The 21361-nt window shown below is 69.9% G+C and carries 20 protein-coding genes and 1 pseudogene; 13 read left to right on the plus strand and 8 right to left on the minus strand.

The window, feature by feature from the left end; genetic code table 11:
- Window positions 1-787 (minus strand): annotated as a pseudogene (locus tag MVA01S_RS19385) (PucR family transcriptional regulator); the annotation flags it as partial.
- A gap of 107 nt (window positions 788-894) precedes the next feature.
- Here MVA01S_RS19385 and MVA01S_RS19390 point away from each other — a divergent pair.
- From MVA01S_RS19390 to MVA01S_RS19400, 3 genes are read left to right on the plus strand one after another with little or no spacing between them, the layout of a single operon-like run.
- A complete protein-coding gene (locus MVA01S_RS19390; protein WP_003929914.1) occupies window positions 895-1488 on the plus strand; it encodes a TetR/AcrR family transcriptional regulator in 594 nt (197 codons plus the stop codon).
- A gap of 57 nt (window positions 1489-1545) precedes the next feature.
- Complete coding sequence (mfd, locus tag MVA01S_RS19395; protein WP_003929915.1) at window positions 1546-5223, plus strand: transcription-repair coupling factor; 3678 nt, start codon at window positions 1546-1548, stop codon at window positions 5221-5223.
- Window positions 5220-6182, plus strand: coding sequence for a nucleoside triphosphate pyrophosphohydrolase (locus tag MVA01S_RS19400; protein WP_003929916.1), 963 nt, complete (start codon window positions 5220-5222; stop codon window positions 6180-6182). The genes mfd and MVA01S_RS19400 overlap by 4 nt, the downstream gene beginning before the upstream one ends.
- A gap of 49 nt (window positions 6183-6231) precedes the next feature.
- Here MVA01S_RS19400 and efeB read toward each other — a convergent pair whose 3' ends face one another.
- The 3 genes from efeB to efeU are packed head-to-tail and all read right to left on the minus strand — an operon-like array spanning window position 6232 to window position 9576.
- Window positions 6232-7488: an iron uptake transporter deferrochelatase/peroxidase subunit gene (efeB, locus tag MVA01S_RS19405; RefSeq protein WP_003929917.1), complete on the minus strand. Its 1257-nt coding sequence runs from the start codon at window positions 7486-7488 to the stop codon at window positions 6232-6234.
- Between the two features lie 16 nt (window positions 7489-7504).
- On the minus strand, window positions 7505-8644 hold the full coding sequence (gene efeO / locus MVA01S_RS19410) for an iron uptake system protein EfeO (RefSeq protein ID WP_003929918.1): 1140 nt from the start codon (window positions 8642-8644) through the stop codon (window positions 7505-7507).
- Window positions 8645-8664: 20 nt separating this feature from the next.
- Window positions 8665-9576 (minus strand): iron uptake transporter permease EfeU, encoded by a 912-nt coding sequence (gene efeU / locus MVA01S_RS19415; RefSeq protein ID WP_003929919.1) that lies wholly within the window; start codon window positions 9574-9576, stop codon window positions 8665-8667.
- Between the two features lie 179 nt (window positions 9577-9755).
- Here efeU and MVA01S_RS19420 point away from each other — a divergent pair, with 179 nt between their 5' ends.
- From MVA01S_RS19420 to MVA01S_RS19445, 6 genes are all read left to right on the plus strand, one after another.
- Window positions 9756-10487 carry a lytic transglycosylase domain-containing protein gene (locus tag MVA01S_RS19420; protein ID WP_040540943.1) on the plus strand — a complete coding sequence of 244 codons (732 nt, stop codon included), beginning with the start codon at window positions 9756-9758 and terminating at the stop codon, window positions 10485-10487.
- A 72-nt stretch (window positions 10488-10559) separates the two neighbouring features.
- Entirely contained in the window at window positions 10560-11849 is a 1290-nt protein-coding gene (gene eno, locus MVA01S_RS19425) for a phosphopyruvate hydratase (protein ID WP_003929921.1), read from the plus strand.
- A 3-nt stretch (window positions 11850-11852) separates the two neighbouring features.
- A complete protein-coding gene (locus tag MVA01S_RS19430; RefSeq protein WP_003929922.1) occupies window positions 11853-12536 on the plus strand; it encodes an FtsB family cell division protein in 684 nt (227 codons plus the stop codon).
- Window positions 12529-13023, plus strand: a complete 495-nt coding sequence (locus MVA01S_RS19435) for a DUF501 domain-containing protein (protein ID WP_003929923.1) — start codon at window positions 12529-12531, stop codon at window positions 13021-13023. Before MVA01S_RS19430 ends, MVA01S_RS19435 begins: the two co-directional genes overlap by 8 nt.
- The gene (locus MVA01S_RS19440) at window positions 13020-13967 is read left to right on the plus strand and encodes a Ppx/GppA phosphatase family protein (protein WP_003929924.1); all 948 of its coding nucleotides are present in this window, start codon (window positions 13020-13022) and stop codon (window positions 13965-13967) included. Before MVA01S_RS19435 ends, MVA01S_RS19440 begins: the two co-directional genes overlap by 4 nt.
- Window positions 13968-14136: 169 nt before the next feature.
- Window positions 14137-14679 (plus strand): hypothetical protein, encoded by a 543-nt coding sequence (locus MVA01S_RS19445; protein ID WP_003929925.1) that lies wholly within the window; start codon window positions 14137-14139, stop codon window positions 14677-14679.
- Window positions 14680-14683: 4 nt separating this feature from the next.
- On the opposite strand, the gene MVA01S_RS19450 is transcribed toward MVA01S_RS19445, so the two are convergent.
- Together MVA01S_RS19450 and MVA01S_RS19455 are read right to left on the minus strand one after the other, a co-directional pair.
- On the minus strand, window positions 14684-15154 hold the full coding sequence (locus tag MVA01S_RS19450; protein ID WP_003929926.1) for a DUF4383 domain-containing protein: 471 nt from the start codon (window positions 15152-15154) through the stop codon (window positions 14684-14686).
- An 89-nt stretch (window positions 15155-15243) separates the two neighbouring features.
- Complete coding sequence (locus MVA01S_RS19455) at window positions 15244-17115, minus strand: propionyl-CoA synthetase (protein WP_003929927.1); 1872 nt, start codon at window positions 17113-17115, stop codon at window positions 15244-15246.
- 70 nt (window positions 17116-17185) lie between these two features.
- Here MVA01S_RS19455 and MVA01S_RS19460 point away from each other — a divergent pair, with 70 nt between their 5' ends.
- Both MVA01S_RS19460 and MVA01S_RS19465 read left to right on the plus strand, forming a co-directional pair.
- On the plus strand, window positions 17186-18061 hold the full coding sequence (locus MVA01S_RS19460; RefSeq protein ID WP_003929928.1) for an alpha/beta fold hydrolase: 876 nt from the start codon (window positions 17186-17188) through the stop codon (window positions 18059-18061).
- Window positions 18062-18135: 74 nt separating this feature from the next.
- Window positions 18136-18807 (plus strand): type III PLP-dependent enzyme domain-containing protein, encoded by a 672-nt coding sequence (locus MVA01S_RS19465; protein WP_051015260.1) that lies wholly within the window; start codon window positions 18136-18138, stop codon window positions 18805-18807.
- Window positions 18808-19150: 343 nt separating this feature from the next.
- On the opposite strand, the gene MVA01S_RS19475 is transcribed toward MVA01S_RS19465, so the two are convergent.
- On the minus strand, window positions 19151-19426 hold the full coding sequence (locus MVA01S_RS19475) for a DUF4235 domain-containing protein (protein WP_003929931.1): 276 nt from the start codon (window positions 19424-19426) through the stop codon (window positions 19151-19153).
- 107 nt (window positions 19427-19533) lie between these two features.
- On the opposite strand from MVA01S_RS19475, the gene MVA01S_RS19480 reads away from it, so the two are divergent.
- Together MVA01S_RS19480 and MVA01S_RS19485 are read left to right on the plus strand one after the other, a co-directional pair.
- Window positions 19534-20067, plus strand: a complete 534-nt coding sequence (locus tag MVA01S_RS19480; RefSeq protein ID WP_003929932.1) for a DUF6328 family protein — start codon at window positions 19534-19536, stop codon at window positions 20065-20067.
- A gap of 49 nt (window positions 20068-20116) precedes the next feature.
- Entirely contained in the window at window positions 20117-20914 is a 798-nt protein-coding gene (locus MVA01S_RS19485) for a glucose 1-dehydrogenase (protein ID WP_081529031.1), read from the plus strand.
- Window positions 20915-20921: 7 nt separating this feature from the next.
- On the opposite strand, the gene MVA01S_RS19490 is transcribed toward MVA01S_RS19485, so the two are convergent.
- Window positions 20922-21361: dihydrofolate reductase family protein (locus MVA01S_RS19490; protein WP_174538968.1), on the minus strand; the 440-nt coding region annotated here is incomplete at its 5' end.

The following is a 21361-nucleotide window of genomic DNA, read 5'->3' on the forward strand; positions in this document are numbered from 1 at the left end:
CCTGCCGTTCCAGGTCGGCGCTGGCCCGCGAGCGCAGCAGGTGCAGCGCCACGGTGTGCGCGCCCTCGGCCAGCGCGCGGCGCCGCTCGCCGGTCAGCGGGCTCGGGCATGCCACCCACACCGAGCCCAGCAGCTCCCGGCCTGCGCGCGCGGCGACCACCATCCGGCCGGTCAGCCCGATGTCGGCGTCCCCCGGCACGAAGACCGGTTCGTCGGAGACCGCCAGGTGCGCGAAGACCCCGTGGGCGTCGAACACCGCCCGCACCCGTGGCGGCGCCTGGCGCTCCAGGATGGTGGCCGCACGGCACGGGTCGGCGTCCTGCTGGCCTCGGGAGAATGCGAGCACCTGCGACGCTCTGTCCTCGATGGTGACCGCACCGCCGACCGCGCCCGCGAGGCTGTCGGCCAGTGCGAACAGATCGGTCGGGCCGCGGCCCGACTCGGTCTCGCGGCCCTCCATCACCAGCCCGTAGACGATGGCGGCGAACTCGCTCCACGGCATCGTCGGGTCGACGACGACGACCGCGACCCCGGCGGCGTCCTGCCCGGGGAGTGCGTCGTCGCAGCGGGTGACCACGACGACGGCGCGGGCGGCCCGCGCCCACTGCATTGCCTGGGTCTGCGAGGCGGCCCCGACGGCGAGCAGCACGTCGCCGGAGACTGTGCGGCCGTCGACCTCCTCGGGCAGCACGACGCTGCGCAGTTCGGTCTGCCGGTCCGCCGAGCCGCCGTGCCAGCGGGCGCCGTACCCGCCGAGGACGTTGATCAGGCGATCCAGCGTGATCATGAACGTTGACGCTACGCCCGGTAGCACTGGCCGCACGGTCTACCCTGTGACGGATGGCTGTGTCCGACAGGCCCGGTGGTTCCGACGTCCGCGCGCCGCGCGCCAGGATGACGGGCTCCGAGCGGCGCCAGCAGTTGGTGGAGATCGCGAAGTCGCTGTTCGCCGAGCGGGGGTTCGACGGCACCTCGGTCGAGGAGATCGCGCTGCGGGCCAACGTGTCCAAACCGGTCGTCTACGAGCACTTCGGCGGCAAGGAAGGGCTGTACGCGGTCGTCGTCGACCGCGAGATGTCGGCGCTGCTCGACGGCATCACCCGGTCACTGACCCGCAACCGGTCCCGGGTGCGCGTGGAACGGGTCGCGCTGGCGCTGCTGACCTATGTCGAAGAACACACCGACGGCTTCCGGATCCTGATCCGGGACTCGCCGGCCAGCATCACCTCCGGCACCTACTCGACGCTCCTCAACGACGCCGTCAGCCAGGTCGCCTCGATCCTGGCCGGGGACTTCTCCCGGCGCGGGCTCGACCCCGAACTGGCGCCGCTGTATGCGCAGGCACTGGTCGGTTCGGTGTCGATGGCGGCGCAGTGGTGGCTCGACGTGCGCGAACCGAAGAAAGAGGTCGTGGCCGCGCATCTGGTCAACCTGTGCTGGAACGGGCTCACCCATCTGGAGTCCGACCCGGTGCTGCACGAGGAGTAGGACCGCGGGCCGGTGCCCGCCGAGCGACTTCCGGCGAGTGCCTACGATGGAGGGATCATGACCGTATCGGGGACCCTCCATGTCCACACCCCGATCGCGGGCCTCGTCGATCTGGCGCTGCGTGATCCCTCTCTGCAGGAGATCGTCCGCCGCGCCGGCGACCGGCCCGCCGATCTCGACCTTGTCGGCCCGGCCAGTGCCCGCGTGTTCGTCGCGTCCGCGCTGGCCCAGACCGGCCCGCTGCTGGTGGTCACCGCCACCGGCCGGGAGGCCGACGACCTGACCGCCGAACTGCGGGGCGTCTTCGGCGACGCGGCCGCGTTGTTCCCGTCCTGGGAGACGTTGCCGCACGAGCGACTCTCGCCCGGTGTGGACACCGTCGGCGCGCGCATGATGCTGCTGCGCCGCCTGGCCCATCCCGACGACGCGCGGCTGGGTCCGCCGCTGCGGGTCGTGGTCACGGCTGCGCGGTCGCTGGTGCAGCCGATGGCCCAGCACCCGGGCCGCGACGAGGAGACGGCGCCGGTGACGCTCACCGTGGGCGCCGAGCCTGATGTCGCGGCCGGAGCCGCTCCGGCCGCCGACTTCGACTCGGTCGTGGCGCGTCTGGTCGATCTGGCCTACAGCCGGGTGGACATGGTCGGCAAGCGCGGTGAATTCGCCGTTCGCGGAGGCATTCTCGATGTGTTCCCGCCGACCGCGGAGCATCCGGTGCGCATCGAGTTCTGGGGCGACGAGGTCTCCGAGATGCGGATGTTCTCGATCGCCGACCAGCGCTCGATCCCCGAGATCGAGGTCGACTCGATGATCGCGGTGCCGTGCCGGGAGCTGCTGCTGACCGCTGATGTCCGGGAGCGGGCGGCCGCGCTGGCGGCCGAGCATCCCGTGCTGGAGAACAGCGTGACCGGCAGCGTGCCCGACATGCTGGCCAAGCTGGCCGAGGGCATCCCGGTCGACGGCATGGAGGCGCTGCTCCCGCTGTTGCGGCCCACCGATTTCGCGACGCTGCCCGACCATCTGCCCGAGGGCACCCCGGTGCTGGTGTGCGACCCGGAGAAGGTGCGCACCCGGGCCGCGGACCTGATCAAGACCGGCCGCGAGTTCCTGGAGGCGTCGTGGTCGACCGCCGCGGTGGGCGGGGACGTGCCGATCGACATCGAGGCGCTCGGCGCCTCCGGATACGTCGGTTACGGCGAGGCGCGGGCCGCGGCCCGCGACGGCGGCCATCCGTGGTGGACGCTCAGCCAGCTCGACAGCGGTGCCGGCGATTCGGTCGCGCTCGACATCCGGCCGGCGCCGTCGGCTCGCGGGCAGCAGCACAGTCTCGATGAGATCTTCGCGATGCTGCGCGCCCACGTGGCCACCGGCGGCTACGGCGCCGTCGTCACCCCCGGCAGCGGCACCTGTAAGCGCATCGTCGAGCAGCTGGCCGAATCCGACACCCCGGCAACGGTTCTGGAGCCCGGCGAGGCGCCCAAGGAAGGCGTCGTCGGCGTCCTCAAGGGCCCGTTGCACGACGGTGTGGTGATGCCGGGCGCCAACCTGGTGGTGTTCTCCGAGACCGACCTGACCGGCAACCGCGCCGCCGCGACCGAGGGCCGCAAGCTGGCGGCCAAGCGTCGCAACGTCGTCGACCCGCTGGCGCTGACCGCCGGCGATCTCGTCGTGCACGACCAGCACGGCATCGGACGCTTCGTCGAGATGACCGAGCGGGTGATCGGCGGGGCGCGGCGCGAGTACCTGGTGCTGGAGTACGCCTCGAGTAAGCGGGGTGGGGGCACCGACAAGCTGTATGTCCCGATGGACTCGCTGGATCAGCTGTCCCGCTACGTCGGTGGCGAGGCACCGACGCTGAGCAGGCTCGGCGGCAGCGACTGGGCGAACACGAAGACCAAGGCGCGCAGGGCCGTTCGCGAGATCGCGGCCGAGCTGGTGACGTTGTACGCCAAGCGGCAGGCCTCGGCCGGGCACGCGTTCGCCCCGGACACCCCGTGGCAGACCGAGATGGAGGACGCGTTCGGGTTCACCGAGACCGTCGACCAGCTCACCGCGATCACCGAGGTGAAGTCCGACATGGAGAAGCCGGTCCCGATGGACCGGGTGATCTGCGGCGACGTCGGTTACGGCAAGACCGAGATCGCGGTGCGGGCGGCGTTCAAGGCGGTGCAGGACGGCAAACAGGTCGCGGTGCTGGTGCCGACGACGCTGCTGGCCGACCAGCATCTGCAGACGTTCACCTCACGGATGGCCGGTTTCCCGGTCACCGTCAAAGGCCTGTCGCGCTTCACCGATCCGGCTGAGTCCCGGGCCACGATCGAGGGCATGAAGGACGGGTCGGTCGACATCGTGATCGGCACCCACCGGCTGCTGCAGACCGGCGTGACCTGGAAGGACCTCGGGCTGGTCATCGTCGACGAGGAGCAGCGCTTCGGCGTCGAGCACAAGGAGCACATCAAGTCGATGCGCACCCACGTCGACGTGCTGACGATGAGCGCCACCCCGATCCCGCGCACCCTGGAGATGAGCCTGGCCGGCATCCGCGAGATGTCGACCATCCTGACCCCGCCCGAGGAGCGCTACCCGGTGCTGACCTACGTCGGCCCGCACGACGACAAGCAGGTCGCCGCCGCGCTGCGCCGCGAGATGCTGCGCGACGGGCAGGCGTTCTACATCCACAACCGGGTGCGCACCATCGACTCGGCCGCGGCCAAGGTGCGCCAGCTGGTGCCCGAGGCGCGGGTGGTGGTCGCACACGGGCAGATGCCCGAGGAGCAGCTGGAGAAGACGGTCGAGGGGTTCTGGAACCGGGAGTACGACATCCTGGTGTGCACCACGATCGTCGAGACGGGCCTGGACATCTCGAACGCGAACACGCTGATCGTGGAGCGGGCCGACACCTTCGGCCTGTCGCAGCTGCACCAGCTGCGCGGCCGGGTGGGCCGGTCCCGCGAGCGCGGTTACGCGTATTTCCTTTATCCGCCCGAGGTTCCGCTGACCGAGACGGCCTACGACCGGCTGGCGACCATCGCGCAGAACAACGACCTGGGCGCGGGTATGGCCGTGGCCATGAAGGACCTGGAGATCCGCGGCGCCGGAAACGTGTTGGGCGCCGAGCAGTCCGGGCATGTCGCCGGTGTCGGCTTCGACCTGTACGTGCGTCTGGTCGGCGAGGCCGTAGAAGCATATCGGGCCGCCGCGGACGGGAAAACCGTTGCCACAGCGGAAGAACCGAAGGAAGTCCGGATCGACCTGCCGGTCGACGCGCATCTGCCGCCGGACTACATCGGCAGCGACCGGCTGCGGCTGGAGGCCTACCGCCGGTTGGCCGCCGCACCCGACGACGCGACTGTCGACTCGGTGATCGACGAACTGGTCGACCGGTACGGTCCGCTGCCCGAGCCGGCGCTGCGGCTGGTCGCGGTGGCGCGGTTGCGGCTGCTGGCGCGTGCGCACGGGGTCACCGAGATCGGCGCTCCGTCGGCGACGACGCTGCGGATCGCGCCGCTGACGTTGCCGGACTCGGCGCAGCTGCGGCTCAAGCGGCTCTACTCCGGCGCGAACTACCGCGCCACCACCTCCACGGTGCAGGTCCCGGTGCCGCGCGCGGGCAGCGGGGTCGGCTCTCCGCGGATCCGCGACCTGGAACTGGTCGCGTTCGTCGCGGGTCTGCTGTTGGCCATCGACGGGAAACCGGGCGAGGATCTTGATATAACGAAGTTCGGAGGTAGCTCATGACGGTCGTCCTGGTGGACCCACGGCGCCCGTCGCTGATCCCCATCGAGGCGATCGATCTGCTTGCCGGTGACGTTCAGTACACCGAAGAGATGCCGATCAAGGTGCCGTGGTCGCTGCCGTCGGCGCGGCCGTGCCTGGCCGGCTCCGACGACGAGCCCGCCGCGGTGCTGCTTTCGTCGGACCCCGAGCATCCGGCGGTGGCCGTGCGGATCGCCGCGGGGGAACGGGTGATCTGCGCGCCCGAGCCGCAGCCCGGCGAGCGGCTGGTCGATGCGGTCGCGATGATGGACAAGCTGCGCACCGCGGGCCCGTGGGAGAGTCAGCAGACCCACGATTCGCTGCGCCGCTATCTGCTGGAGGAGACCTACGAGCTGTTCGACGCCGTGCACGGCGGCGACCTGACCGAGCTGCGCGACGAACTCGGCGACGTGCTGCTGCAGGTGCTCTTCCACGCCCGCATCGCCCAGGACGCGCCCGTGGACGCGTTCGACATCGACGACGTGGCCGACGCGCTGGTCCGCAAGCTCGGCAACCGGGTGCCGGCAGTGCTTGCCGGAGAGGCGATTTCGCTGGAGGACCAGCTCGCGCAGTGGGAGCAGCGCAAGGCGCTCGAGCGCACCACCCGTGAGTCCGTGATGGACGGCATCCCGACCGCGCAGCCCGCGCTGGCGCTCGCGCAGAAGGTGCTGGCCCGTGCGGAGACCGGCGGTGTGCCCGCCGACCTGATCCCGGACGCGGTCACCACGGTGTCGGTGTCCGCTGACGTCGACGCCGAGAATGCTTTGCGCACTTCGGTTCTGGAGTTCATGGCCGACGTGCGTGCCGTTGAGCGGGCGGTGACGGTCGCGCGGCGCAGCGCCGATGTCGCCGAGGAACTCGACGACCACCCGTCCGGGGTCATTTCCGCCGACGAGTGGCGCGCCCACTGGCCGGGCGCGGACGACGCCGAACTTGCGTAACGGTACGGCGAATTCAGCGTCGATTTCCGCCGTGACGTTACGCAAACCCTCAGTAGAACAGCGTCGAACCCCAGAACGTCGACGTGTCACCCTCGGGAATTCCTGGGGGACAAGCGAACACAGCCGAGCTGGTGGGTGTGACGTACTCGTTCATCGCATCCTGGCGTGAGATCGCGTTCTGCATCGGCACGAACTGGGTGACCGGGTTGCGCACGAACGCGATGAAGAACAGCCCCGCGTCGAGGTGGCCGAATCCGTCCGAGCCGTCGGTGAAGTTGTATCCGCGGCGCAGGATCTCGATGCCGCCGAGATGCTCCGGCGAGGCCAGCCGGACGTGGGCCAGCGGGTCGACCAGCGGCTCCTGCTTGTCGTTGGTCAGGTCGAAGTTGAGCTCCTCGAACTCGTCGGTGAGCCCCAACGGTGCGCCGCTGCCCTTCTGCCTGCCGACGACGCGCTCCTGCTCCAGCAGCGTGGTGCGGTCCCACTGCTCGATGCGCATCCGGATCCGCCGTGCCACCAGGTAGGTGCCGCCGGTCATCCAGGCCGGGCCGTCCCCGTCGCCGACCCAGACGAACTTGTCCAGTTTCTCGGTCTCGTCGGAGCGCAGATTGGCCGTTCCGTCCTTGAACCCGAACAGGTTTCGCGGGGTCGTCTGCTCCCGGGTGGTCGAGGAGGTGCGGCCGAACCCCAGCTGCGAGTAGCGCACCGCGACGGTGCCGAAGCCGATCCGGGCGAGGTTGCGGATCGCGTGGACGGCCACCTGCGGGTCGTTCGCGCAGGCCTGCACCACGATGTCCCCGCCGCTGCGCGCCGGGTCGATCTTCTCGTTCGGGAACTTCGGCAGGTCGACCAGTTCGGCAGGCTTCTTGTCGGCGATGCCGAACCGGTCGACGCCGTCCTTGACGAAGAACGACGGCCCGAACCCGATGGTCAGCGTCAGCTGGGAGGCGGGCAGGCCGAGCGCCTCGCCGGTGTCCGACGGCGGCGAGTACGGGTTCTGCCCGGTGGAGCCGTTCGGGAACGCCTCCTTGCCCTGGGTCATCCGCTCGGCCATCTCGGTCCAGTCCGCCAGCATCTTGACGACGTCGTCGCGGCTGCGGGTGGTCACGTCGAACGTCGCGAAGTGCATGCGGTCCTGGGCTTCGGTGACGACGCCCGCCTGGTGCCGCCCGCGGAACGGCACCGCGCTGTTGAGGTGGTCGGTCGGGTTGGCCGCCGTGGCCCGCCCGCCCAGCGCTCCCGCACTGGCGGCGCCGACCACCGCGGCGCCGACGCCGGCCGCTCCGAACAGCTTGCGCCGGCTCAACCCCTGATGCTCAGGCTTATTGGGGTGCGATGACACCTTGCACCTGGCTCACTTCCTTGCTCAGCGCGTCGATCGCACGCGAGAGCTCCTGGCGTTCCGGCTCGGTGACCCGGTCATAGGTGACGAACCCGTCACCCTCGCGGTAGCGCTCCAGCAGCGCCTCGACCTCTTCGAAGCGCTGATCGACGCGGGTGGCGAGGTCGGGGTTGCGCTCGTCGAGGATCGGTCGCACCGAGGCCACCGCGGTCTGCGAACCCTGCAGGTTGGCGCTGAAGTCCCACAGATCGGTGTGGCTGAAGATGTCCTCTTCGCCGGTGATCTTGCTGGTGGCGATCTCGTCGAGCAGCCCCTGCGCGCCGCCGGCGATCTGGGTGGAGTCCACGGTGAAGTCGGGCGCGCTGATCCCGGCCTGCAGCTCCTTGACGTCGGCGACCAGCTGGTCGGCGATCTCGTTGGTGTCGGGCTGCAGCCCGGTCAGCCACAGGTCCTTCTCCAGCCGGTGGTAGCCGGTCCACTTCTGGCCGGGCTCCAGGTCGGCCTCGCGCAGGTCGATGCGCGGGTCGAGGTCGTTCGGGAACGACTCGGCGACGGGCTCGATGCGCTCGTAGTACACGCGCGAGGTCGGGTACTGCGCCTTGGCCGCTTCGATGTCGCCGCTCTTGATGGCCGCGACGAACGCCTCGACCGCCGGGATCAGCGCCTCGACCTGGCTGTTGACGTAGCGCTTGTAGTTGTCGGCGGCCTCTTTGAACTTGCCCTCGGTGTCGACCTGCACCTCGTCGCCGGTCACGGTGAAGTCGCCGCGGATGCCGTCGCCGATCATGCCGGGCTTGCACGCGGTCTGGTAGGTGCCCGGCTGGCTGAGCTGGACGATCAGCTTGCGCTGTAGTCCGGGGGAGATGTTCTCGACCTCGCCCATCACCCGTTCGCCCTCACCGTAGACGTAGAACTCGGTGACCTTGGTCCCGTTGTTGGTGATGACGAACGTGTTGGCCCCGGTCCTGCCGTCGGTGCCGGACAGCTCGCAGGAGGTGTCCGAGGCGTCGACGGTGATCTCCGACGGCGCGGTGGCGCCGCCGTCCTCGCCGGCCGCGGGAGTCTCCTCCTTGGCCTGACAGCTGGTCAGTGTCAACGCCGCCAGCGCCGCTGCGATCACGGCAGCAGAGGATTGAGCCTTCACGTGGTGGACCTTTCGGGGGAGGGATTGGGTTGGGGAGAAGTTCGGGTGGGCGCCGACCGGGTGGGCCGCAGGAACAGCGCGAGCACGACGGCGAGGTAGGCCAGGTAGCCGGTCAGCTGCAGCACGGTCGGCGTCGGGGTGATGTTGAAGATGCCCTGGATGGCCTCGCCGTACCAGGAGGACCAGTTGAACCATGTGCTGATGTCGAACGCCTTGTCGGCCAGTCCGGGCAGCCAGCCGACGGTCTGCAGCGCGCCGACGCCGTAGGACAGGATGCCGGCGGCGACGACGATCAGGAACACGCCGGTGTAGGTGAAGAACTTGGCGAGGTTGAGGCTCAGCGCGCCGCGGTAGATCGCGTAGGCGATCGCGCCGGCGACGGCGACTCCGATGATCAGCCCGGTGAGCGGCCAGATCGTTTGTGCCTCGGCGTATCCGACCATGAACAGCGCGGTCTCGACGCCTTCGCGGCCGACCGCCAGGAAGGCCAGCAGCGCGACCGCCAGCGGCCCGGTCTCCAGCGCGCGGGCCATCTCACTGCGCAACTCGCCCGACATCGACGCCGCGGCGCGTTTCATCCACAACACCATCGTGGTGACGATGGCGACCGCGATCAGCGACGCGACGCCGGCGATCGCCTCGGCGGCCAGCCCGGTGATGGTGTTGGAGCCGAACTGGATGGTCAGGAACACCACGACCGTCAGCGCGACGGCGCCGCCGACCCCCAGCCATACCCACTTGAGTGCGTCGCGGCGGTCGGACTTGGTCAGGAACGCGACCAGGATGGAGACGACGATCGCGGCTTCCAGGCCTTCGCGCAAACCTATGAGTCCGCTGCCGAAAAGCTGTGAACTGATGTTCGGGGCCGCGTAGTAGGTGGTGACCAAATGCTCGCCGGCGGCAGCCATCAACATGTCCTCGCTACGCGTCGCCCACCGTCTCCGGCCTCCGGAAGGAAGGTGTGGCTCACCTCATTTGCTGAGGCGCTCTGAGAAATGTACACCCGCATCGCCCGGCCCGGGGTCGGTCGTCTCCGGCGAATCGCGTGGCAGCATGGAAGCTGTACCAGAGTAGGTCGAGGAGTCCGGTGACACGGGTGCGTGGACTGCAGGCGATGGCCGTGATCGGCGCGACAGCGCTGCTCATGGCGTCGAGTTGTTCCTGGCAGATCGGTATCCCGATCCCCGACGGCGTGCCGCCCCCGCCGGGTGATCCGGTTCCGCAGATCGACACTTACGCCAAGGGACGGCCGGCCGACCAGCTGCGGGAATGGGCCGCCGAGCGCGCCTCAGCCCTGAACATCCCGCCGATGGCGCTGGAGGCCTACGCCTACGCGGCCCGTGTCGCGGAGGTGGAGAACCCTGATTGCCGCCTGAAGTGGACCACCCTGGCGGGCATCGGTCAGGTGGAGAGCCATCACGGCACCTACCGCGGTGCGACCATCGCCGACGACGGCGAGGTGAGCCCGCCGATCCGCGGGGTGCTGCTCGACGGCACCGCCGGGAACATGGTGATCATGGACCACGAGTCGGTCAGCCACGCGGGTGAGGAGCCGTTCGCGCGGGCGATGGGGCCGATGCAGTTCATCCCGGAGACCTGGCGGCTCTACGGGGTGGACGCCAACAACGACGGCGCCGTCAGCCCCGACAACATCGACGACGCGGCGTTGTCGGCGGCCGGGTATCTGTGCTGGCGGGGCAAGGATCTGTCGAAGCCGCGGGGCTGGATGGAGGCGCTGCGTGCCTACAACTATTCGGACCAGTACGCGCGCACCGTCCGGGACTGGGCGACGGCGTACGCGCAGGGACATCCGCTCTGACGACACCGGGGGACGGGCCACGATCTAGGCTCAATGCCGGAAACGTCTGAGCAGAGACCAGGAGGCAACAAGATGCCCATCATCGAGCAGGTCGGCGCCCGCGAAATTCTCGATTCCCGCGGGAATCCGACAGTCGAGGTGGAGGTGGGTCTGCTCGACGGGACGGTGTCGCGTGCCGCGGTGCCCTCCGGCGCGTCGACCGGAGAGCACGAGGCGGTCGAGCTTCGCGACGGCGGACCGCGCTACCTGGGCAAGGGCGTGCAGAAGGCGGTCGAGGCCGTACTCGACGAGATCGCGCCCGCGGTGATCGGACTGGGCGCGGACGAGCAGCGCCTCGTCGACCAGGCGCTGGTCGACCTCGACGGCACCCCCGACAAGTCCCGGCTGGGCGCCAACGCGATCCTGGGCGTGTCGCTGGCGGTCGCCAAGGCCGCCGCGCAGTCGGCCGAGCTGCCGCTGTTCCGCTACGTCGGCGGGCCGAACGCGCACATCCTGCCGGTGCCGATGATGAACATCATCAACGGTGGCGCGCACGCCGACACCGGTGTCGACGTCCAGGAGTTCATGATCGCCCCGATCGGCGCCCCGAACTTCAAAGAGGCGCTGCGGTGGGGCGCCGAGGTGTACCACTCGCTGAAGTCGGTGCTCAAGAAGCAGGGCCTGGCCACCGGTCTGGGCGACGAGGGCGGTTTCGCCCCCGACCTGCCCGGCACCTCGGCCGCGCTGGATCTGATCGCCACGGCGATCGAGGCCGCCGGTCTGAAGGTGGGTGTCGACGTGGCGCTGGCTCTGGACGTGGCCGCGACCGAGTTCTACACCGAAGGCACGGGTTACGCCTTCGAGAAGGAGACCCGGACCGCCGAGCAGATGGCGTCGTTCTACGAGCAGTTGATCGGGGCCTACCCGCTGGTGTCGATCGAGGATCCGCTGTCCGAGGACGACTGGGACGGCTGGGTCGCGCTGACCGCCGCGATCGGGGACAAGGTGCAGCTGGTCGGCGATGACCTGTTCGTCACCAACCCTGAGCGGCTCGAAGAGGGCATCGAGCGTGGCGCCGCCAACGCGCTGCTGGTGAAGGTCAACCAGATCGGCACGCTGACCGAGACGCTCGACGCGGTCTCGCTGGCGCACAACGCCGGCTACAAGACGATGATGAGCCACCGCAGCGGCGAGACCGAGGACACCACGATCGCCGACCTCGCGGTGGCGGTGGGCAGCGGCCAGATCAAGACCGGTGCGCCGGCCCGCAGCGAGCGGGTGGCCAAGTACAACCAGCTGCTGCGCATCGAGGAGGAGCTCGGTGACGCCGCCCGCTACGCCGGCGACCTGGCCTTCCCGCGATTCAGTGTGGAGACCAAATAGCCCGTGCCCGAAGCGAATCGGCCCGACCCCCGGCGGAAGAAGGCTCCCGCCTCGCGCCCGGGTAAGCCGCGCAGGGTCTCGGCGCGCCGCGAGATCCGGGGCGCCGACCTGCGGGCTACTCCGAAGGCGATCGCAGGCCCGGCTGAGGATCCCGGGCTCGTCGACGACGGCGGTGACGGTACCGGTTCGATCAGGCAGTCGATCGTCGCGTCGGCCGAGCAGGCCGCAGAACAGCGGTTCGGCTCGGCCGCGCGCCGGGCGGCCATCCTGGCCGCGCTGGTCTGCGTGCTGACGTTGACGATCGCCGGGCCGGTCCGGACGTACTTCTCCCAACGAACCGAGATGAAGCAGCTGCAAGCCAGTGAGACCCAATTGCGGGAACAGATCGCCGAGCTCGAAGAGCAGAAGGCCAAACTCGCCGACCCGGTGTTCATCGCCGCGCAGGCCCGCGAGCGGTTGGGTTTCGTGATGCCCGGGGAGATTCCGTATCAGGTGCAGCTGCCTCCGGGGGCGACGCAGCCGGAGGCCACGCCCGAGGAACTGGCCGAGGCCAAGAGCAACGATCCGTGGTACACCACCTTGTGGCACACCATCGCCGATGCGCCGCACGGGATTTCGCCGACCGCACCGCCCGCGCCCCCCGGTGCGCCGGGCGCTCCGGAACCGGTGGTGCCGCCCCATGGTTGATCCGTCGGACCTCGAAGCCGTCGCGCGACAGCTGGGCAGGGAGCCGCGCGGCGTGCTGGAGATCGCCTACCGCTGCCCCAACGGTGAGCCGGCGGTGGTCAAGACTGCGCCGAAACTGCCTGACGGGACACCGTTTCCGACGCTGTTCTATCTGACGCATCCCGCGTTGACGGCGGCGGCGAGCCGGCTGGAGTCCTCGGGGATGATGCGGGAGATGACCGACCGGCTCGGTCAGGATCCCGAGCTCGCGGCGGCGTACCGGCGGGCGCACGAGTCGTATCTGGCCGAACGCGACGCCATCGAACCGCTGGGCACCACGTTCTCCGGCGGCGGGATGCCCGACCGGGTCAAGTGTCTGCATGTGGTGATCGCCCATTCGCTGGCCAAGGGGCCGGGGGTGAACCCGTTCGGCGACGAGGCGCTCGCGGTGCTGGCCGCCGAGCCCGGCATGGCGGGAATCCTGGACAGGAAGGTGTGGACGCAGTGACAAGGGTCGGCGCGGTCGATTGCGGAACCAACTCCATCCGCCTGCTGATCGCCGACGTCACCGAGGGGGGACTGCGCGACGTGCACCGCGAGATGCGGATCGTGCGGCTCGGGCAGGGCGTCGACGCGACGGGACAGTTCGCGCCGGACGCGTTGGCGCGCACCCATGCCGCGCTGGCCGACTACGCCGAGCTGATGCGCCGCAACGACGTTGGTGCGGTGCGGATGGTGGCGACGTCGGCCGCGCGGGACGTCGCGAACCGGGAGGAGTTCTTCGCGATGACCTCGCAGGTGCTGGGCACGGTCGTCCCGGGCGCGGTGGCCGAGGTGATCACCGGCGCCGAGGAGGCAGAGCTGTCGTTTTGCGGCGCCGTCGGTGAACTCGACCCGGCCGCAGCACCTTTCGTGGTCGTCGATCTCGGCGGAGGTTCCACCGAGGTGGTGCTGGGCTCCCCGGACTCGCGCGACGTCGAGGCGGCGTACTCGGCCGACATCGGCTGTGTGCGGCTGACCGAACGGTGCCTGCGCTCGGATCCGCCCACCGGGGACGAGATCGACGCGGCCCGGTCGGTGGTCCGCGACGCGCTGGCCGAGGCGGTGCGCACGGTGCCGGTGGAGCGGGCGCACACCTGGGTCGGGGTCGCCGGCACGATGACCACACTGGCCGCGTTGGCCAAGGGGCTGACCACCTACGATTCCGAGGCCATCCACCTGTCCCGGGTCGGTTTCGACGACCTGCTCCCGGTGTGCGCCGATCTGCTGGCGATGACCCGGCAGCAGCGGGCGGCACTGGGGCCGATGCACGAAGGGCGCGTCGACGTGATCGGCGGCGGTGCGCTGATCGTGCAGGAACTGGCGGCCCTGCTGGGGGAGCGCGCGGGGATCGCCGAACTGGTGGTCAGCGAACACGACATCCTCGACGGCATCGCGCTGTCGATCGCCTGATCCGGCTCATTGCCGCCCGCCGCGTCGCGGAGGACAATCAGCCGCGACGGCGGCGCCGTCGCGCCGCTGCCTCGTCGAAGGGAGGCAGATCGTGTATGCACGGACGATGACGGTGTGGGGGCGGCCGTCGGCGGTGGACGACGGCATAGCGAGTGTCCGAGGTTCCTTGATGCCGGAGCTGCAGAGGATGCCCGGATTCGTCGGGTTGTCGCTGCTGACGGACCGCGGAACGGGGCGGTGTATCGCCGCGAGTGCCTGGCAGAACGACGCGGCGATGCGGGCCAGCGGCCCCCTGATCCGGGAGGTTCGGGACCGGGCGGTGCGGGCGCTGGGCGGCACCGTGGAGGTGGCCGACTGGGAGATCGCGGTCATGCACCGCAGGCAGGAAAGCGCCGACGGCGCCTCGGTGCGGGTCACCTGGGTCAAGATCAACCCGGAACGGGTCGACTCAGGAATCGCCGCCTTCAAGGACGGGGTGCTGCCCGTCCTCGACGAACTCGAAGGGCACTGCGGCACAAGCCTGTTGGTGAACCACCTGACAGGTCGGGCGGTGGCTTCGTCGGCTTACGAGAGCGCCGAGGCGGCGGAACGGCACCGGCCGAGGCTGGACCGGCTGCGCGACGACACCGCCGGGCGTGCCGGCGCGGAGGTGTTGGACGAGCGCGCGTTCGAGCTCGCGATCGCCCACCTGAGGGTGCCTGAGCTGGTCTGAGAGCTCACTGCGGCGCGGGCCGGCGGATCCGTGCGCGCCGCTTGGTGGGATCGTGCTGACCGGCCAGGGTCACCGCCAGCAGCGCCATCACCGCCCCGAGCCCGAGGTGCAGCCAGTTGGCGGCGGCGTTCAGCGGAATCACCCGCGCGTTGCTGCTGACCTCGACGAACGTCCCGTAGAACCACAGCCCGACATAGAGCACGCCGCCGGCGAGCAGATAGGCTCGCGCCTTGCTGTAGGAGCGCGTGAAGTAGAAACCTGCCGCCCCCACCACCACGTAGGTGAGGTTGAGCAGTACCGACGCCGTGAAGGTGCCGAAGAGCAGCGCGCCGGACTGTCGCCCGAACCACGCCAGCTGGTCGACGTGGGTGGTCACCCCGGGCACGAACCCGAGTACTCCGAGGAGCACGAGTACGGCCCCGACGATCATGGCCGCGCCTTGCACCGCCATGTATTTCGGGGCCGCCGACGACATTCCAGCCTCCCTGGTCCGAACGGTTATTGACGAGCGTGTTGAGGGTGATACCCATCCTGGGGCGCTCGTAACACCGTGCGGCGGGCTGGTCAGCGGCGCAGGATCGGCCCCAGCGTGTCGAGCACGGACGGGTCCTCGATGGTCGACGGGACGGGTTCGTCCCGACCGGCGGCGATCCCGCGCATCGTCTTGCGCAGGATCTTGCCCGACCGGGTCTTCGGCAGCGCCGGGACGACGTCGACGAGCTTGAACGCCGCGACCGCCCCGATCTCGTCGCGCACCAGCTGCACGAGTTCTTCGGCGAGGCCCTCGGTCCTGGCGCCGGCCTTGACCACCACGAGTCCGCGGGGGGCCTGGCCCTTGATCTCGTCGGCCACGCCGATCACCGCGCACTCGGCGACGGCCGGGTGGGTGGCCAGCACCTCCTCGATCGCCCCGGTGGAGAGCCGGTGGCCGGCCACGTTGATGACGTCGTCGATGCGGCCCATCACGAACAGGTAGCCGTCCTCGTCGAAATGGCCGCCGTCACCGGTCAGGTAGTAGCCGGGGTGCTCGGTGAGATAGGCCACCTGGTAACGGTCGTCGGCGTTCCACAGGGTGGGCAGCGTGCCGGGCGGCAGCGGCAGCTTGATGCAGATCGCCCCCTCCTCGCCGGGTGCGCACTCGTGGCCGTTCTCGTGCAGGATGCGCACGTCGTAGCCGGGCATCGGCACCGTGGGGGAGCCGGCCTTGGCCGGGAGTTGTTCTGTGCCCATCGGATTGGCCGCGATCGGCCATCCGGTCTCGGTCTGCCACCAGTGGTCGACGACGGGGACGCCGAGCTTCTCGGCTGCCCAGTGATAGGTGTCGGGGTCCAGCCGTTCGCCGGCCAGGAACAGGTATTTCAGCGCGGACAGGTCGTAGTCGTCGACGTACTTGCCCTGCGGGTCCTCCTTGCGGATCGCGCGGATCGCCGTCGGTGCGGTGAACAGCGCCTTGACGCCGTGCTCGGAGGCCACCCGCCAGAACGCGCCGGGATCCGGGGTGCCGACGGGTTTGCCCTCGTAGAGCACCGTGGTCGCGCCGAGCAGCAGCGGCGCGTAGACGATGTAGGAGTGGCCGACGACCCAGCCCACGTCGGAGGCGGCCCAGAACACGTCGCCGGGGTCGATGTCGTAGATGTGGCGCATGGTCCACAGCAGTGCGACCGCGTGCCCGCCGTTGTCGCGCACGATGCCCTTGGGCTTTCCGGTGGTGCCCGAGGTGTACAGCACATACAGCGGGTCGGTGGCGGCGACGGGCACCGGATCCACCGGCTCCGCCTCGGCCATCACGTCGGCCCACGCCAGGTCGCGGCCTTCGACCAGGTCGCACTGCAGCCGGTCGCGCTGCACCACGACGCAGTGCTCCGGCGGGTGCGAGGCCATCCCGATCGCGGCGTCGAGCATCGGCTTGTACTCGACGCAGCGGGACGGTTCGATGCCACACGACGCGGACACGATCACCTTCGGGCGTACGTCGTCGATACGGACGGCGAGCTCGTGCGGCGCGAAACCGCCGAACACCACCGAGTGCACCGCGCCCAGCCGTGCGCACGCCAGCATCGCGATGACCGCCTCGGGGATCATCGGCATGTAGATCACCACCCGGTCGCCTTTGCCGACGCCGAGCTTGCGCAGCGCCCCGGCGAACCGGGCGGTCTCGTCGAGCAGTTCGGCGTAGGTGTAGGTGCGTTTGGTGTCGGTGACCGCCGAGTCGTAGATCAGCGCCGGCTGGTCCCCGCGGCCCGCCTCGACGTGCCGGTCCAGCGCGTTGGCGCAGGTGTTGAGTTCGGCGTCGGGGAACCACCGGTAGAACGGCGGGTTGCTGTCGTCGAGGATCCGCTCGGGGGTTCTGGTCCAGGTCACGGCGTCGGCGGCATCCCGCCAGAACGCGACGGGGTCGTTGATGCTGGTGGTGAACAGGTCGCGGTACCCGGGCATAGGAGCACCGTAGTACCTCTCGATCGGTCTCCGGACCCCGATTAGTCTCACCACCATTTAGTCTCACCCCATGACCAACCAACCCCCGCCGATCGACGGCGTCCGCCGCAGCCGGGTGACTGCCCGAGGCGTCGATTTCCACGTCAGCGAGGCGGGCCCGGCCGACGGCAGGCCGGTCCTGGCGCTGCACGGCTGGCCGCAGCACCACTGGGCGTACCGGTCGTTGCTGGCCGATCCGCCCGAGGGGCTGCGCGTCATCGTGCCCGACCTGCCCGGCTACGGCTGGTCCGGCCCGGCGCCGCACAAGTGGGCCAAGGAAGACGTGGTCAGCGACCTGGTGGCGCTGATGGACGCGATGGGCCTGGACCGGGTGTTGCTCGTCGGCCACGACTGGGGCGGCTACATCGGGCACCTGCTCGCGCTGCGGGTGCCCGACCGCATCGACGCCTACCTCGCGCTGAACATCGCCCACGTCTGGGTGCCGCCGAAGGTGATGGCCCCGCACGTGTGGCGTTTCCTGATTTACCAGCCGTTCGTCGCGACGGCCGGGGTGGCGTTGCAGCGCCACACGCCGTACCTGGAGAAGGGGATCTTCCGGCTCGCGGGCAAGCTCGACCCGCAGACGTCGCGGGTGTACGCCGAGCGGTTCCGGGATCCGGTCGTCGCCCGCACCGGCCGCGACACCTACCGGACGTTCCTGACCAAGGAGATCCCGGCGGGCATGCGTCACGGCGAACACCGCCGCTCGACGGTGCCGACGCGAGTGCTGTTCGCCCGCAACGACCTTGCGATTCATCCCGACCTGGCCGCGGCGGAGACCGCGCGTGCCGACGACTACACCGTCGAGGTAGTCGACGGCGGGCACTTCATCCTGGACGAGCAGCCGGATCTGGTGCGTGCCAAGCTGATCGCGTTGGCCGAGGAGTTCCCGGCGCGGACGGTGTAGAAGCCTGGGAATCGGCCGTCAGGATTCCGTGCGGATCGGCGTCCGTTGCCAGGGTGGGCGCGTACACCGAATGCATGGCGCTTCCGGAAGTTTCCCCGTCCCGACACGGACTGCCCGCGTCGATCCAGTCGGTGCGGCGCATATTGAAGCCGGTCGGCTGCGGACTGCCCGCGACGACGCTGCGAGATCCCGCGGTGGCGGCATGTGTGTGCGCTCGCGGCCTGACCGTGACCGTCTGCGGCGAGCGGGAACTGATGCTGGCGCAGACCACTGGTGTGCGTCCGCGTCAGGTGGTGTTGCGGTGTGGCCGGGATCCCGCCATGATCCGCCGCGCCGTCGCGCTCGGCGTGGCGCGGTTCGTGGTGTCGGCCGACCGGCACGTCGACCTGCTCGCTGCCGGCCCGCCTCCGGACAAACACGTCTTCCTCGACGAGCTCAGCCCGGTTGACGTCGGCAGCCGCCGGGTCGAGGTCGTCGGAATGCACTGTGACATCGGCACTTCGCCGGCGCCGGGCCAGTGGGGCGCGGCGGTGGAACGACTGTTGGGCAGGCTGGCTTCGATGCGTGGGCGAGGGCCGCTGCTGGGCCGGATCAGCCTGTCCGGCGGGTCCTCTGAAACATGGCTCGGCGGCCATACGCCACAGTTGCGCCGGATGGCCGCAGAGGTCGAGGACGCTCTCGACGACGGCTGCGCGCGCTGGCGGTTGCCCAGGCCGGCGATGGTGCTGACTCCGTCGACCGGGTGACCGGCTCCCGGTGCTCCACGAGGCCGGCGGTCCGTGCCCGCTCGACGCTTCGGTCCCAGGCGGCCTGCCCGGCGACGAAGACGACGAGCACGGTCAGCAGCGCGATCGACGACACCGTCCAATACGCGGGCGGGGACACCGTGGGGGGCGCCGAAGACAGCATCACCGCGAGACTGGCCAGCACCGCGAACGCGGCGGTCAGCCAGGTCAGCCGCGTTTCCCGGGTGGCGGCATCCGTACCCTGCAGGCGTTCGACGATCGTGCTCATGCGGCAACGGTCGTCCCGTTGGCTAAGAAGCTGCTCACCGATGTCTGTGAAACAGCTTTGAATTCGTCCGCTCAGCTACGCCGGCGGGGTCTCGTTGGTCACGGCCAGGTAACCGCGGGCCCCGGCGCGCTGCAGGGACGCCCGCACCACGCCGACGATCAGTCCCTGGATCGCGGCGGCGGTGATCACCACGGCCATCGACTGGGACAGGTCCTTGGGGTCGGGTGGCTCCGGGTCGTTGTCGCCGATGCGTTTCCAGATCTGCCCGAACAACGCCCCGGCCAGCAACCCGCCGCCGACTCCGGTGGCCACCGACAGCGGCGTGTACAGCGATCTTGCGACCTTGCTCATCGTCACTCCAATGTGTATGCGGCACAGCGCGGCTTGCCCAGCGTCTACCCAGGCCCGCTCACGTCAAACCCGGATGCGCGGGCGCCGCAGCGTGCGAGGATCGACCGGTGGACGCCGAGCGAGGCGAAGACGGCACGGACTGGGATTCCCGGCGTCGCCGCGAGACGCCGACCGAACGGCTCGACCGGAACTGGGCCAGCCTCCTGCAGGAGCTGCGGGTGGTGCAGACCGGCGTCCAGCTACTGACCGGGTTCCTGCTGACCCTGCCGTTCCAGCAGCGCTTCGACCTGCTGGACTACCCGATGCAGGGTGTGTACCTGGCGACGGTCTGCGCCGCGGTCGCATCCACCGCACTGTTGATCGCCCCGGTGGGGATGCACCGGCTGCTGTTCCGCAGGCACCGGCTGGCGGCTCTGGTGCAGGCGGCGCACTGGTGCGCCTATGCGGGACTGGTGCTTCTGGCTCTGGCGCTGACCGGGATGACGGTCATCATCTTCGACGCCGTGCTGGGTCTGCCCGCCGCCGCGATCGCCGGTGCGTGCGTGCTGGTGCTGTTCACCGCGTGCTGGCTGGTGCTCCCGCTGACGATGCGACTCAGCGTTTCGGGCCGGTACGGTCGGGTACGCAGGCGCCGTGAGTGACGACGTGACACCTGATGCAGTGATCCCGTACCCCGGCGAAACCGGGGACATGACAACGAAACCGCGCGACGAGATGCGTGACTACGTCGGCACCGGGCAGCTGTCCGGCAAGCGGGCGCTGGTCACCGGCGGCGACTCGGGTATCGGCCGGGCCGTGGCCATCGCGTTCGCCAAGGAGGGCGCCGACGTCGCGATCGCGTACCTGAACGAAGAGGACGACGCCGCGCACACGGCGTCGGTGATCGAAGAGGCCGGACAGCGGGCGGTCCGCCTGCCCGGCGACCTGGCCGAGCCGGCGCACTGCCGCGCGGTGGTCGAGGACACGGTGAAACAGCTTGGCGGACTGGACATCGTCGTCAACAACGTGGCATTCCAGTCGCCGCAGGACGACCTCACCGAGATCAGCGACGAGCAGTGGCGGCGCACGTTCGCGGTCAACATCGACAGCTTCTTCCACGTCACCAAGGCTGCGCTGCAGCATCTTCCCGCCGGTTCGGCGATCATCAACACCGCGTCGATCAACGGGTTGCGCGGCAACAAGACTCTCATCGACTATTCGGCGACCAAGGGTGCGGTCATCGCGCTGACCTACTCGCTGGCTCAGTCGCTGGCCGACCGGAACATCCGCGTGAACTGCGTGGCACCGGGTCCGGTGTGGACCCCGCTGATCCCGGCGACCATGGACGCCGAGAAGGTCGAGTCCTTCGGCGCGCAGGTGCCGATGAACCGCGCCGCCCAGCCGGACGAGATCGCACCGTCGTACGTGTTCTTCGCCGCGTCGCGGATGTCGTCGTACTACAGCGGCGAGGTGCTGGCCCCGATCGGCGGGGAGACCCTGCCCGGGTGAGCCGGATTCAGCTGCGGGCGTAGCGCAGGTACAGGAAGCCGCCGGGGTCGACGAGCAACCGCTCCAGTGTCATGTCGGTGGGCTCCGTCAGGCCGGCGGGCGCGGACCGGCCGACCGGCTGATGCCCGGCCAGCCTGGGCGCCAGGGTGACGCAGAGTTCGTCGACCAGGTCGGCGGTCACCAGTTCGTCGAGCAACGTCGGACCGCCCTCGCAGAGGATGCGGTGCATGCCGCGGCGCTTGAGCTCACCGATCGCGTGCGCGATGTCCACCGTGTCGTCCCCGGAAACGATGACGTCGCAACGGGGTTCGTCGGTTCTGCCGGTCGCGCTGGTCACCAGGATGGGCCGGACGGGGGAGTCGAACAGGGTCTCGGGCAGCCGGCCGCTGCGGGACACCACGGCGATCGGCGGCGGGTCGTCGCCGAGCCCCAGTTCCCGCCGCTGCG

Source organism: Mycolicibacterium vaccae NBRC 14118 = CIP 105934, from assembly GCF_001552715.1.
Classification (GTDB): domain Bacteria; phylum Actinomycetota; class Actinomycetes; order Mycobacteriales; family Mycobacteriaceae; genus Mycobacterium; species Mycobacterium vaccae.